We start from the raw sequence: 13,653 nt of genomic DNA on the forward strand, positions 1-13,653 counted from the left end.
GTCGCGAAACCATGCTCGTCGACAGGAGGTATCCCGGTGACCACAGCGGAAGAGTTCACCCTGGCCAGGGTGTTCGACGTCGTCGACCCCGAAACGGGCCCGGGGTTCGCGCCCGAGCACCCGCGGGTCGAGGACCCGGAGGAACTGCGGGCGCTCGTCGCGTATCTGTCCGGCGGCACCCCGATCCTGGTCACGCCGTCCTTGCTGGACGACGTCCTCGCTCCGGAACGGACCGCGGTCGTGCCGACGAACTTCCTCACCGACGGCACGTGGATCTGGACCGACACCGTCACCTACTACCTCGAAAGCCACGGGATGGCACCGGAACCGGGCCTGCTCGGCCACATCCGGGCGCGGGGGACGGCGGTGCCGGTGCCGCCGGAGGTCGTCCAGCGCGCGGTCGGTTTCGTCCTGACGCCGCCCGCCGAGCGGACGGCGGTGTGGAGCGCGGGCTGATCCGGCGGGACTTTCCTTCCGGTTCTTCTGCTGGTGGTTGTTCATGGTGACCGGGGCACGCGTGGCGTTTACTGATTCCAGAGTCGCAGAACCGCTCGACACCAAGGAGTTGACGTGTCGCTACGAATCCAAGGTTTCGGTCGCCCCGCCCGGTCCGAAGAGGACATGGTGGCCGTCTACGTCTCCCGCGACGACATCCGCGACCTGGACGCGGGTGAACTCGGCGGCCGGATCGCCGCGGCCGCCGGGATGTCACGGGACGGCGCGGCCACGGCCATCGCCGAGTTCGAGCCCGGGCCCCGCTACACCATCCAGGACGTCCTGCTCGGGCACATCACCTGGGAGGAACTGACCCGCACCTCCGCCTGAAACGGCCTACGAGGCGTTGAGGCGGTCGGCCAGTTTCTCCCGGAGCTTGCCGCCTTCGGCCAGGCCGAGCCGGTCACAGAGGCCCAGCGCGCGTTCCCGGTCGTCGCGTGCCGACGCCGGATCGCCCATCTCCTCGGCCAGGGACGCCCGGTCGCAGAGCGTGTCGATCTGAGACTGCGTCAGCCCGATGCGTTCGTAGATCTCCTCGGCCTCGGTCAAGCGGCGGCGCGCGTTCGCGTGGTCGCCCTGGCGGCGCATGAGTGTGCCGGAGGTCTGGAGCGCGCGGGCCTGGCCCATGGCCGCGCCGTGGCGGCGGAACAGGGCGAGCGCCGTTTCGCAGTGCGCCAGTGCCCGATCGGAGGCGTTGAGCGCGGCCAGGTTCTGCACCGAGCGCAGCAGCAGGTACGCGTAGTTGGTGTCGTCCACGGGAGTGCGCGAGCCGCCGCGTTCCTGCGCGAAGTAGGCGATACACGTGTCGAACTCTTCGGCGGCGTCGTCGAAGCGGCCGTTCCGGTACCAGTACGAAGCCCGCATCGCCCGTGCCACATGGACGCCGAGCGGATAGCCCGCCTCTTCGAACAGGCGCGTCGCCTCGTCGAACAGCTTGGGCGACGTGGTGAGGCTGGTGTCGTGGGCATGGGCGCTCGTCAGGTAGATCCGCGCCCAGCCCTGTTCGCGGCGGTCGCCCGCCTCCACCGCGGCGTCCCAGGCCTGCTGGGCCATCTTGACGGATTCTTCCGCCTGGTCGCACAGCGAAGCCTGCACCCAGGCCAGGTAGTTCAGATGGACGGCCTCGTCCCGTTTGCTGCCGATCGCGACGGCCGAGGTCACGGCGAGGTGGAACACGTCGCGCCAGGTGCTCGCGGTCCCGCCGATCTCCGAGTACCAGTGCATGGACTCGGCCAGGTCGAGGACCGGCTGGTGGTCGCCGCGGGCGGCGACGCTCTTGACCGCGGCGAGCCAGTTCTTCAACTCGACCTCGAGCCACCTGCCCGCTCTGGCGTGATCGTCGAACGACGGCGTCGCGACCGGGGAAGGGCTCACCCCGTCGGTCGGGTGGAAGTAGCGGCCCGCCGCCGTCGCGGTGTGCACCAGCCAGTCGGCCAGCCGGTCTTTCGCGGCCTCGACGGCTTCCGGGGGTTCCTCCCGGGAGAGCCGTTCGGTCGCGAAGACCCGCAGGAGGTCGTGGAACTGGTACCGGCCGTTTTCCGGCGAGGTCTGCAGCAGGCTCGCGTCGGCCAGTTCCTCCAGGAAGATGGCGGCGTCGTCCTCGTCGGAGGCTTCGATGAGGGTCATCGCGGCCCCGACGGAGAAGTCCGCCGCCGGGACGAGCGAGAGCCGCCGGAACACCGCGGCGGCGTTCGGGGAGAGCTGGCGGTACGACAGTTCGAACACGCTGCGCACGTCGAGATCGCCGGCGGTCAGCGTGGTCAGCCGCCTGCTGCGGTCCCGGAGCTGATCCACCAGGCGCGTCAGCGGCCACGTGGGACGGCTCGCCAGCCGGTTGCCCGCGATCCGCAGCGCCAGCGGCAGCCGCCCGCACAGTTCGACCAGTTCGAGCGCCGCCTGCCGCTCCCGCGTGACCCGGCCCGCCCCGATGATGGTCGACAGCAGGGTGACCGCGTCGTCCTCGCCGAACACGTCGAGGGGGAGCCTGCTCGCCCCTTCGAGTCCCACCAGCATCTGACGGCTGGTGATCAGGGTGAGACACCGCGGCCCGCCGACCAGGAGCGGGCGGACCTGCGCTTCGTCGGCCGCGTCGTCGAGGACGATCAGGGTGGCCCGGTCCTGCAGGAGGGAGCGGCACAGGCTGATCCGGTCCTCCGGGTCGGCCGGGATGCGGACGGCGTCTATCCCGAGCGAGCGCAGGATCAGGTGCAGCACGTCCGCCGGGTTCGTCGGCTCGGACGACATCCCGCGCAGCTTCAGGAAGAGCCTGCCGTCGGGGAAGTCCTCGGCGAGGTTGTGCGCCACGCGCACCGCGAGGGTGGTCTTGCCGGTACCGGGAGGTCCGCTCAGGATCGCGACCCGGCCCGACCGGCGGCGCCCGCCGCTCAAGTCGGCCGAAAGGGCGCGCAACGCGTCGAGGTCACGTTCGCGTCCGGTGAGGTCGTCGACGTCGGTCGGCAGGACACCGATCAGCGGCGAGTCGTAGATGCCCGCCGCCGCGGGCTCGGGTACGGCGGCAGGCTGGACGCGCCCCTGCCTCGCGACCTTCTGCAGGGCGGTCAGCTCTTCGTCGGTCAAGGTCAGCGAGGCGGCGAGCGCTTCGATCGTCCGGCGCTGAGGGCTCTTGGCGATACCCCGTTCCATGTCGCTGATGGCCCGGACGCTCACCCCGGATCCCTCGGCGAGCTCCTCCTGCGTGAGACCGGCGCGAACGCGGTAACCCTTCAGCTGCGTCTTGAAAGTCGTGGCTGCCTTTCCCAAGGCCGCGTTCGTCATGGGCCGAATTATCCATATCCACCCCGGCGGCTCAACTCGTCCTCGGTGTCGGAAAGCGCGGCTTCACCACACTGTGTCGCGTCGTCCGTGACGGCCGGGAGTGACCGCTCCGGGGCTCCCGCGACCGTGATCAGGAAGAACGCCGCGGGGACATGGCCGCGGAGAGAACACGATGTTGCCAACGATTGCGTGGCGCGAAGGCTGGGACGGGCTGCCGTGACCGAGCGTAGTCCCTGTAACCATCGTCACGGAGGGCATCGACCGATCGACATGGTCACTGCGGCCCGGCTTCGTAGCGGGCGGTGATCGCCGTGGCGCGGTCGCGCAGGGAAGTGCGCAACCACGGCGGGGACAGTGCTTCCGCGTTCGTGGAGAGCTGCCACAACGCCCATTCCGCGTGGCGCGCGTCCTGAAAGGTCACCTCCAGCCGCAGCCAGCCGTCCGCGTCGGTCTCCTCGGTGAGGACGGCCAGCGTGGTGCCCGCCAGCTGCTCCCGCTGCGCCGGACGCACCCGCACCAGCACGGCGACCAGGTCGCCGCCGGTCCGGAACCGGGTGCTGCGTTCCTGCCAGGCCCGGTCCAGATCGACCAGGTCCGCTCGTCGCGCGGGTTCGGGGAGTTCCTCGGCGGCCCGCAGTCGCGACAGCCGGTAGGTGCGGTCCTCACCGTCTCGCGTGGCCAGCAGATAGCCCTGGTCGCGGACGGTGACCAGGCCGATCGGGTCCACCGTGCGCCACTGCGGCTTCCGGCCCGCGGCCGCGTAGTGGATGCGCAGCCGGTGACCGGCGAACACCGCGCGCCTGACCTCGGCGACGATGGCGTCGGGCACCTCCTCCGCGACCACCCGGCGCGAGAGGAGGTCGGTCTCCGGGTCGATGAGCAACCGCCGGGCCGCGCCCGCCGCGGTGTCACGCTGGCCTTCGGGCAGCGCGTCGACCACCTTGAGCATGGCGGAAGCGAGCGCCGAGCCGAGGCCGAACGCCTGCGCGCCGCGCCGCGACCCGGCGATCAGCAGGGCGAGCGCCTCGTCGTGGTTCAGCCCGGTGAGCTCGGTCTGGAAACCGGGCAGCAACGCGAACCCGCCGTTCCGGCCGCGTTCGGCGTAGACCGGGACACCCGCCGTGGACAGCGCCTCGATGTCGCGCAGCACGGTGCGGGTGGAGACCTCCAGCTCACGCGCCAGCGTGGCCGCGGACAGGCGGCCGCGGTGGCGCAGCAGCAACACCAGGGAGACCAGCCGGTCGGCGCGCATGCGAAAACCCTAACGGAATACACGACACAGGATGTCGTGTATCCGGTGCGAGGCTGCTCCCCATGACAAGCAGGACTGTGGCCACCGAGCCGAACGATCTGGGCAGGTTCTTCATCGAACGCGGCAACGCGGGCGATGTCGAGGGGCTGGTGGCGTTGTACGAACCGGACGCCGTGCTGGCGTTCCCGCCGGGCAACCTCGCGACAGGGCACGCGGAGATCCGCAAAGTGTACGAGGAGTTCGTCGCGGCCGCGCCGGAGCTCCTGCCGGGCAGGCAGCATCCGGCGCTGGTGAGCGGGGATCTGGCACTCACCGCGTCCACGCTGACCACCGGCGAGATGACCGTCGAGGTCGCCCGCCGTCAGCCGGACGGGTCCTGGCTCTGGACGCTGGACCAGCCGGTGTTCGTGCCGTAACGGGGCGGTTCGCCGGTGACGGATTGACGTCCGTCACCGGCGAACGGCGTCACACCGTGCAGTTCCTGGCCGAACCGGTGTTCACCTTGGCCCCGGTGAACTCCTCGATGATCGCGAGGTTCTCCGGGGCGTAGTTCTTCTCGACGATCTTGGCCACGTCCGCGCTGCCGAGTTTGGCGGCATAAGGCGCGGATTGATCCAGCCAGTACGCCGCGCGGAGAAACTCGACGAGCACGAATTCGCGCAGTTCCGGCTGGGCCTTGATCTTGGCCCAGTAATCGGGATACTTGGCTTTGGCGACGCGCAGGTAGAGCTGAAGGTAGCGAATGTTGGTGGCGACGATGTCCCGGGAATTACTGGCGCCCACTCCCTGGATGTACTCGGCGACGACCGTCGCCGCGGGCAATCCCATGAGTCCGGCGTTGAGTTCCGCGATGACTCCCTGAATGCGATACGACCCCTGCTGCTGGTCGCGCAGGTAGATGTCGTCCATCGAAGAAGTCAGTTTGTCCGTGATCAGCGGCAGTATTTCGCGACGGGCGAATCCGCCGTGGATGGGGACCTTCATCGCCTTGCGGGAAGCGTTGATCCACGCGGAGACGTACACGTCCCACGAGGTTCTCGAAGGATCCAGGTCCCACATGTGGGTTTCTTCGTGGATCGCCACCATGAGTGACTCGGCGAGCCCGTTGAAGCTGGTCTTGGTGACGAACTGGCTGAAGTACTTGTCCTTGGCCTGGGCGATCGCGAGGCCCTCGCCGCTGGGCCACCGGCGTTTGTAGACGGCCTGGATCGTCTGCAACCACTTCGAGGACTGGAAACCGGCCTTTATGTCACTTACGTCGGCCTTTGGTTGCACGGGTTCTTCGTAACAGAAGGGGGCTCTCGCGCCTGCTGCCTCTTGAGCGGCGGTGGCGACGGGGAATTGAGTGAGGGAGAGGGTGAGGCATGCGGCCAGTACGGTAATACGATTGCGCATTGGGACCTCGGTTCACGGTAGGGATTTCCGTGGGTCGGAACGCAGTGTCCCCTACCGGTCACTGATTCTTCAATGATCTAGAGCAGACTACGGCTGGACAGGCTAGGAATTATGGCGGCGAACGGCCGAACCGGTTCCGGCCAGCCGGGATCGGCGCATGCTGTAGCCGAAGTAGATCAGCAGGCCGAGCGCCATCCAGCCGCCGAAGACGACCCACGTGGCGCCGTCGAGGCTGAGCATCATGTAGCCGCAGCACAGCACCCCGAGGATCGGCGTGACCGGGGCGAACGGCACGCGGAACGAGCGAGATGCCTCCGGTTGCCGTCGCCGAAGCAGCAGGACGGCGATGTTCACCAGCCCGAAGGCGAAGAGCGTGCCGATACTGGTGGCGTCGGCCAGCTTCCCGAGCGGGATGAACGCGGCCAGCGCCGCGACGAAGCCGGAGACCACCAGGGTGTTGATCCGCGGCGTACCGGTCTTGGCGTCCACTTTGGACAACGATGCCGGGACGAGGCCGTCTCGGGACATCGAGAACAGGATGCGCGTCTGGCCATAGAGGACGGTCAGCACCACGCTGGAGATCGCCACGATCGCGCCGATCGCGAGCAGCGCGGCCCACAGCGGGTTGTCGGACACGGCGCCGAGCACGTGCGAGAGCGCGGCTTCCTGGCCGTCGAACTCCTGCCACGGCAACGCGCCGACGGCGGCCACGGCGACGAGGCAGTACAGCACGGTGACGATGGCGAGCGAGAGCAGGATCGCCCGCGGCAGATCCCGCTGCGGGTTCTTCGCCTCCTCACCCGCCGTGGACGCCGCGTCGAAACCGATGTAGGAGAAGAACAGTTTCGCGCCGCCGGCGCTCAGCCCGGCCAGGCCGAGCGGCAGGAACGGCGTGAAGTTCGCCGCCCGGACGGCGGAGAACGCGATCGCGCAGAACAGCACCAGCGTGCCGATCTTGATCACGACCATGATCGCGTTGGCCCGCGCGCTCTCCTTCGCGCCGGACAGCAGCAGCATCATGGCGAGCAGCACGACGACGATGGCCGGGACGTTCACGATCCCGCCCGAGCCCGGCGGCTGGCTCAGCGCGTCCGGGATGGCGAACCCGAACGTCAGTCGCAGGAGTTCGTTGAGGTACTGCCCCCAGCCGACGGCGACCGACGCCACCGAGACGCCGTATTCGAGTACCAGGCACCAGCCGCAGACCCAGGCGACCAGCTCGCCGAGCGTGGCGTAAGCGTAGGAGTAGGACGAACCGGACACCGGGATCATCCCGGCGAGCTCGGCGTAGGAGAGCGCCGAGAACAGCGCGGTGACCCCGGCGAGCACGAACGACAGCACGACCGCGGGGCCCGCCACGGGCACCGCTTCGCCGAGTACGACGAAGATCCCGCTGCCCAGCGTCGCGCCGATGCTGAGCATGGTCAGCTGGCTGAGGCCGAGGGAGCGCTTCAGCGTGCCGTGATCACTTTCGGTGATCAGGTCGGCGACCGGTTTCCGCCGCATCGCCGCGGCTCGCAGAGTCATGCCGACGACCGTATCTTCCGCCTCGAACGGCTCCGGGCCCGGTTCGGTCCAGCGTCCCGTCCGGTGTCGCGAAAGCCACTTTCGGGACATCAGACGTCTCGAAAGTGGCTTTCGCGACACCTTCGGTGCGCGAGGGGAGGGAGCCGGACCGCGTTGTCTGCGCGGCGTGGAGAACTCGGATCCGTTCGGACTGCCTTCGTCATTTCTGTGATCCTGCTGGAAAACCGTTGGCAGAGCAGGAAAAGCGGCCCGAGAGGACAAGGATCTCTGTGCGAACAGGCGCCAGAGCAAGTCAGCTTGGCAAGGCTCGGGTCAGTTCAGCTTGCGCATGTCGGCGGGCAGGCCACCGCCGGCGTAGACGTCCTCGGCGAGCTTCGCCAGCGCGGTGAGCGCGACGTTCTGGCTGAACGGCCCATAGGAGACCCGGGAGACGCCCAGTTTCTGCGCGGTCGCCAGCGGGATCGAGCCCGGAACGCCGATCAGGTTCACCTTGCGCTCGCCCAGCGCCTCGACCAGCCTGCCGACCTGCGTCTCGTCGAGCTTGCCGGGCACGAAGAAGTTCGACGCGCCGGCGTCCAGGTACGCGCGGCCCCGGGTGATCGCCTCGGCCAGCACCTCCTCGGGGTCGCGCTCGCCCGCCCGGAGGAACGCGTCCGTGCGGGCGTTGAGCACGAAGTCGATCCCGGCGGACTGAGCGGCGGCGACGGCGGCCTCGACGGCTTTGACCGACTCGTCCAGCGGCTTCATCTGGTCTTCGAGGTTGCAGCCGACAGCGCCGACCTCGATCGCGCGGGCGACTGTGCCGCCCGGGTCGCCGTAGCCCGCTTCCAGGTCGGCGGTGACCGGCAGGTCGCCCGCCGTCCGGACGATCAGGGCGACCTCGGCGATCATCTCGTCGCGGGGGATCTTCTCGCCGTCGGGGTAGCCGCGGGAGGCGGCGATGCCGTGGCTCGGGGTGGCGAGCGCCTGCGTACCGGGCGTCTCGGCGACGACCTTCGCGGTGATCGCGTCCCAGACGTTGACGACGAGCAGCAGTTCGGGGGCGGCGTGCAGCTCTTGCAGCCGGGTGGCCTTTTCGGCGGTGGAAACCATGCCTTCAATCTAGAGGTTGTGGACGGCCCCGCAAGGCAAGCGCGGTCACGACCCGGCGGTGAGGGCGCCGAGTCCGCTCGCCTGGGTCCGCCAGTCGGCCTGATTCGGCGCCCCACCGGCCCAGCGCTGCCCGATCCGGTTCAGCGGATCGCGATCCGACGCCCACAGCGAGTCGGCCTGCCGCTTCGCGTAGTCGCGGTACGCCGTCGAATTCGTCGCGGCGGCCAGATCGGCGAGGAAGCGCATGAAGATATCCTTGAACTGCTTTTGGTTGTCGTCACAGGAGTTCTGGCCGACGTCGCAGGATTCGGTGAGGACGCCGTTCTTGGTCAGCACCGGGCCGGTCACCGCCGCGTCGGCCAGTCGCCGGGCCGCGTCGAGCCAGCGGGTTTCGCCGGTGGCCCGCCAGACCTCGACCAGGCCACCGATGCCCAGGCCCTGGTTGTAGGTCCAGACCGTCTGGCCGTTGTTGCGGCAGTCTCCGGTGAGACCGTCGTTGACCAGCCCGGACGCGTTGACCATCCCGCTGGCCAGGTACCAGCCCGCCGCGGTCCGGGAGCGCTGCAGCCACCCGGTGTCGCCCGGTGTCCGGCGGTGGACGGAAGCCGCGAGCCGCAGGTACAGACCACTGGTGACGGCGTTCTTGTAGGTCCGTTCCCGGTCCCACCAGACCCCGCCGCCGCAGGATCCCGTGTCCCAGTACTGATGCACGTAGGCGGCGATCGTCGTCGCCATGGAGAGGTACCGCGGATCGCCGGTGTGGTCGTAGGCGGCCACCCAGGCCAGGCCCCACCAGGCGCTGTCGTCGATGGCCCGGCTGGCGAAATTCCCTTCGATGGCGTCGGAACCGCGCTCACCGGCGGGGAAGACGCCGCGGTTCCGCTCGAAGGTGCGCGCGATGACCCAGTCGTAGCGGCGGTCCCCGGTGGCCTCGGCGTGGTCGATGACCGCCGCCAGCGTCGCCGCCGAGTTCCACCAACTGCTCGGCCACCAGCCCGGATACGGGTCGTAGGAGTACAGCAGCGCATCGGCCACCGCCCGCGCGCGGGCAGGTGCCGGACGGGCCCACGCCGTACAGGATCCTTCCTGGTGCCCGGCTTCACGGCCGCAAGCGCGAACGGCGCCGCCATAGTGGCGGCCCCGGGGATCGCGCGTCGCGAACAACACCGTCCCGCCGGTACTCGCCCCCGCGGCGACCGATGTGCGGCCGAGCGACGAACCGCCCGCCCAGCTCGCCCCCGCGTCCCACGAGCGATCCAGCCAGATCTCGTCGCCCCGCGCGCCGGATTCGAGGGTGCCCCAGGCCATCGCGTTCCCGTCGACGTGCAGGCGGATCGTGCGCCCGGACAAGGTCGTCGGCGGAACCGGCTGGGTGTCCCCACTCGGCTGGGTGGCGCCGTCGCAGGCGACATCGCAGACCTTCGGGTGAATCCACTCCGTACAGGTGACCCCGGCGGCGTCCCCGCACGCGCGGATCAGGCCGCGCCGGTGCTTTCCGGGATCGGTCACGTTGTACATCAAGGTTCTCGTCCCGGTCCAGGTGCCGGGAATGCTCGCTTTGCCCAGTAACCCTTCCCAAGTCGCGCCGCCGTCCCAAGAGCGGTCGAGCCAGACCGAATCGCCGGTCACGCCGCGATCGATGCTGCCCCAGGCCATACCGTCGGCGTCGGACACGTGCAGCCGAAGCTGTCGTCCGTTGAACACCTTGTCCGGAACCGGAAAGGTGTCCTGCTGGGCCTGTGAAGGGTCTAGAGTGTCGCAGGACAGCACACAGACCACCGCCGCGGCGGTCACCGGTTTCCCCGTCGGTACCGGAATCGCCGTCAGAATCAGGCAAAGCGCGAGATGGATCAGCGATGACATCGTTGTCCGCCCTCGGGGTCGGCCACGCACCGGATCTGGGATGCCTTTCATGATCCGGGTTTCGTCACCGGCAGGTCAACGGGAACCACCGGTCAGATCTCGGGACAGGATTCTTGTTACGCCGCAAGCCCTGGCCGCGATCTGTAGGGATATCACTTTCGTGGGAGGTCTCGTGGAGCTGACGATCAACGCGGCGGGCGACGAACAGGCGCTGAACGAGTTCTACAGCTGGCTCCGAGACGACGTCGACGTGGCGCGGTCCGCGACGATCAGCACCGCGGGGTCCCGTGGCTCGGGGGAGATGGGGGTCTTCGAGGTCATCTGCATGTCCATCGGCTCCCTGACCGGGCTGGCGAACCTGGGGATCGCGTGGGGCAACTTTCTGCGCTCCCGCAAGGAAACGCCGCCGTTCACCATCACGATCCAGGGCGAGCTGACAGCCGAGCAGCGTGCCATGCTCCGGAACCTGGATCTCCCGCTGAGCAGGCCGGAGGACGTCGAGTGACCGCACCCCGGGCAGGGTTGCCCGATCCGCGGAAGTCCCGGGCCGTGCTGGTCGGGGTCTCGGAGTACGCGACGCTGGAGGAACTGCCGGGCGTCGCGAACAACATCGAGGCCCTGCACCGGGCGATGACCGACCCGGAACTGTGGGGGCTGCCGGAGGAACACTGCGTCCCGCTGCTCAATCCCGAGTCTCCCGACGAGGTGATGGACGCCGTCCATCGGGCCGCGTCGGAGGCGACCGACGCGCTGCTGTTCTATTACGCGGGCCACGGTCTGCTCGACAACCGGTTCGAGTTGTACCTGGCGATGCCGGGTTCGGACAACGAACGACTCTACCGTTCCGTCCGATACGACGACATCCGGCGTGAGGTCGTCGGCACCGCGCTGTCCTGCTACGGCAAAGTGGTGCTGTTGGACTGTTGTTACAGCGGCCGCGCCCTTCAAGGCGGTATGGGCGGTTCGGTCGACGACCTGGCCGACCAGGCGCGGGTCGACGGCACCTACGTCATGACGGCGACGGCAGAGACACGCAAGGCGTTGGCGCCGCCAGGGGAGCACTACACCGCGTTCACCGGCACCCTCGTCGACAAGTTGACACGCGGACTTCCCGATGGTCCGGAGCTCCTCGACATGGAGACGCTGTTCCACCATATGAAGGCCGATCTGCAGGCCCGGCACTTTCCCGTGCCACAGCAACGCAGCCGCAACGACGGCGCCGCGATCACGTTGGTGCGCAACCGATGGAGTGCCGGGCGGGCGACGGTGGAGCGGCCGGCACCCCCTGCTCGCGTGCTTCCCCGGCCGCCCGCCGGTTTCGAGGCGTTCCTCCGGCGACGTCCCAGCGACGTGTACGCCGAGATGCAGACGTTGCGGGCGCACGAGCAGGACGAGATCGCCGAACAGCTCCTCGTCGCGTGCGCCGTCCTGCGGCCGGACCAGGAGGTCGCGGCGATCGTCGGGCTGCTCGGCCGCTCGGGCGCGACCGCGGACGTGGTGAAAGTGCTCGCGGCCGCGTCCCGGCGTCCCCCGGACGAAGTGCTGCGGATCCTGGACGCGCTGTACGACACGGAGCTTTCCGGGGAAGCGGCTCTGCTGTTGCATGAGGCCGGACACGGGTCCGTCCGCGATGCCGCGGCCTTGGCACACCTGCTTCAGGACGGCGGTCGCGCCGGTGAACTCGTGCGGCTCCTCGACGCCGCGCTCGATTCCGCCCAGGCCAGTTCCTCACTGATCGATCTCGTCAACGCCCTATGGGTGGCAGGACTGCGAGAAGAGGTCGACAGCCTGATCGGGCGCACGGTGACCAGATTGCCCGCCCCGGCGGTGCTCGGGCTGGCCGACGAACTGCGGTCCGTCGGCAGGGAAGGGGCGGCGTTCGGTCTCTACGCGGCTTCCGCGGAGGCGATGGTGTCGCGTCCGCCGGACGTCGTCGCCCAGCTCTGTCACGCGATGGCCGAGGCAGGCCGTCCGGAGGACGGCGACAAGGTGGCCAAGGCGGTCATCGACAGCACCACCGAGTCCGGCGACTTGCTCAAGATCGCGCTCGCCTTCTGGGAAACCGGCCAGGAACAGCACGCCGAGCGGGTGCTGACCCGCGCGGCGAAAGTCCTGCGGAACGACGATGTCATCGCCCTAGTGGCCGAGCTACGGGCACACGGCCACGACGACGCCGCACACCGGTTCTGCTCGCGAGCCATGCTGAACCGCTCCGCCCAGTCCATTCAGGAGATCATCGCGGAGCTTCGGGAAGAAGGCTGGCCGGTCCTGGCGAACAAGCTGCTCGACGAGGTGACAGCCCAGGCTTCGGTGACCACGGTCGCCGAGCTTCTCGCACTCTGTTCGGCGGCGGACCGGCACCGGGTCCTGAGCTTGGCTGGCGAACGCGGACAGCACGAGGTGGCCGAGTTGCTGAAAAGACTTGCGCCCGCCCATCCCGCCCTCGCCCGGGAATTCGCCGATCGGATCACGGCGAAGGTCGAGACCAGGACCGAATTGGTCCCGGTCGTGATCGAGGGCCTCGGTCCCTGGCACAAGGAACAACTGCTCGAGAGGATCATCGAGAACAACGGTGGTCCTGGTCTCGTCACGGTGCTGAACGCGTTGCCCGCCTCCGAAGCGAAGTACCTGATGTTCCTCATCGTCCGAGCCGGACAGGCGAAGTTCCTGTCGGTGGTGAGCAGCCTGCCGGGTCGTGACCCGCACCGGTTCCTTCGTGATCAGCCGGTGGAGAGACTTCCCGTACTGGTCAAAATGCTGCTCACCGTCCCCCACGGCAAGCGTTACACGGACGCCTTGCTCGACGAGCTGGCCGCGCCCGAACGAGGATTCCCTGCCATCACACAGGAATTGTCCTATCTCTTCGACGAGAACGAGACGCTCGCCGGACGGCTCCTGCTGGGCAAGACGCTGGCCGGAAGATCCTCCAACGATCTCGCGAACTTCGTCCAAGCCCTCCGGATCGAGAACAGGCCGAAGGTGCTGGCCGCCACTGCGGACTGGGTGAAGGAGCACTACGAGGAGGTCGGGGCGACGGACGGCATCCTCCGCCGGATCGGCCTCCCCGAGTACGCGAGCCGGCGCTCTCTCTTCGGCAAGCGATCCCAAGGCTGACGCGGTCGACCCCTCCGGTTCGGCACCGGGGGAGGGGCTGGGGCAGTGGCGGGTCCAGGTGGTGGGGGGGGGGGGGGGGGGGGTGTTAGAAAAAAAGCCACCACACACACCCCCCCCCCCCCCAGCCCCCCCACCCAAAC

The 13,653-nt window shown here is 68.7% G+C and carries 11 protein-coding genes; 5 read left to right on the plus strand and 6 right to left on the minus strand.

Annotated features, from left to right (window positions below):
* The first annotated feature begins 36 nt into the window (after positions 1-36).
* Positions 37-456 (plus strand): hypothetical protein, encoded by a 420-nt coding sequence (locus tag ACZ6YV_RS26975; RefSeq protein ID WP_465512256.1) that lies wholly within the window; start codon positions 37-39, stop codon positions 454-456.
* A gap of 114 nt (positions 457-570) precedes the next feature.
* The gene (locus tag ACZ6YV_RS26980) at positions 571-825 is read left to right on the plus strand and encodes a hypothetical protein (protein ID WP_378246078.1); all 255 of its coding nucleotides are present in this window, start codon (positions 571-573) and stop codon (positions 823-825) included.
* 6 nt (positions 826-831) lie between these two features.
* On the opposite strand, the gene ACZ6YV_RS26985 is transcribed toward ACZ6YV_RS26980, so the two are convergent.
* Both ACZ6YV_RS26985 and ACZ6YV_RS26990 read right to left on the minus strand, forming a co-directional pair.
* The gene (locus ACZ6YV_RS26985) at positions 832-3,270 is read right to left on the minus strand and encodes an ATP-binding protein (protein ID WP_465512257.1); all 2,439 of its coding nucleotides are present in this window, start codon (positions 3,268-3,270) and stop codon (positions 832-834) included.
* A gap of 274 nt (positions 3,271-3,544) precedes the next feature.
* Complete coding sequence (locus tag ACZ6YV_RS26990) at positions 3,545-4,522, minus strand: helix-turn-helix transcriptional regulator (protein ID WP_465512258.1); 978 nt, start codon at positions 4,520-4,522, stop codon at positions 3,545-3,547.
* A 77-nt stretch (positions 4,523-4,599) separates the two neighbouring features.
* Between ACZ6YV_RS26990 and ACZ6YV_RS26995 the strand changes: the two genes are divergently transcribed.
* Positions 4,600-4,938, plus strand: coding sequence for a YybH family protein (locus tag ACZ6YV_RS26995; protein WP_465512274.1), 339 nt, complete (start codon positions 4,600-4,602; stop codon positions 4,936-4,938).
* A 49-nt stretch (positions 4,939-4,987) separates the two neighbouring features.
* Here the strand turns inward: ACZ6YV_RS26995 and ACZ6YV_RS27000 are convergent, their stop codons facing one another.
* From ACZ6YV_RS27000 to ACZ6YV_RS27015, 4 genes are all read right to left on the minus strand, one after another.
* Complete coding sequence (locus ACZ6YV_RS27000; RefSeq protein ID WP_465512259.1) at positions 4,988-5,740, minus strand: hypothetical protein; 753 nt, start codon at positions 5,738-5,740, stop codon at positions 4,988-4,990.
* Between the two features lie 279 nt (positions 5,741-6,019).
* Positions 6,020-7,444 carry an amino acid permease gene (locus ACZ6YV_RS27005; protein WP_465512260.1) on the minus strand — a complete coding sequence of 475 codons (1,425 nt, stop codon included), beginning with the start codon at positions 7,442-7,444 and terminating at the stop codon, positions 6,020-6,022.
* Positions 7,445-7,756: 312 nt separating this feature from the next.
* Positions 7,757-8,536, minus strand: a complete 780-nt coding sequence (locus tag ACZ6YV_RS27010) for an isocitrate lyase/PEP mutase family protein (RefSeq protein ID WP_465512261.1) — start codon at positions 8,534-8,536, stop codon at positions 7,757-7,759.
* 45 nt (positions 8,537-8,581) lie between these two features.
* The gene (locus tag ACZ6YV_RS27015; protein WP_465512262.1) at positions 8,582-10,399 is read right to left on the minus strand and encodes a glycoside hydrolase family 76 protein; all 1,818 of its coding nucleotides are present in this window, start codon (positions 10,397-10,399) and stop codon (positions 8,582-8,584) included.
* Positions 10,400-10,571: 172 nt separating this feature from the next.
* Between ACZ6YV_RS27015 and ACZ6YV_RS27020 the strand changes: the two genes are divergently transcribed.
* Together ACZ6YV_RS27020 and ACZ6YV_RS27025 are read left to right on the plus strand one after the other, a co-directional pair.
* On the plus strand, positions 10,572-10,904 hold the full coding sequence (locus tag ACZ6YV_RS27020; RefSeq protein WP_465512263.1) for an effector-associated constant component EACC1: 333 nt from the start codon (positions 10,572-10,574) through the stop codon (positions 10,902-10,904).
* A complete protein-coding gene (locus ACZ6YV_RS27025; RefSeq protein ID WP_465512264.1) occupies positions 10,901-13,513 on the plus strand; it encodes a caspase, EACC1-associated type in 2,613 nt (870 codons plus the stop codon). Before ACZ6YV_RS27020 ends, ACZ6YV_RS27025 begins: the two co-directional genes overlap by 4 nt.
* The last annotated feature ends 140 nt before the right edge of the window (positions 13,514-13,653 follow it).

This window comes from Amycolatopsis sp. NPDC102522 (assembly GCF_055584485.1).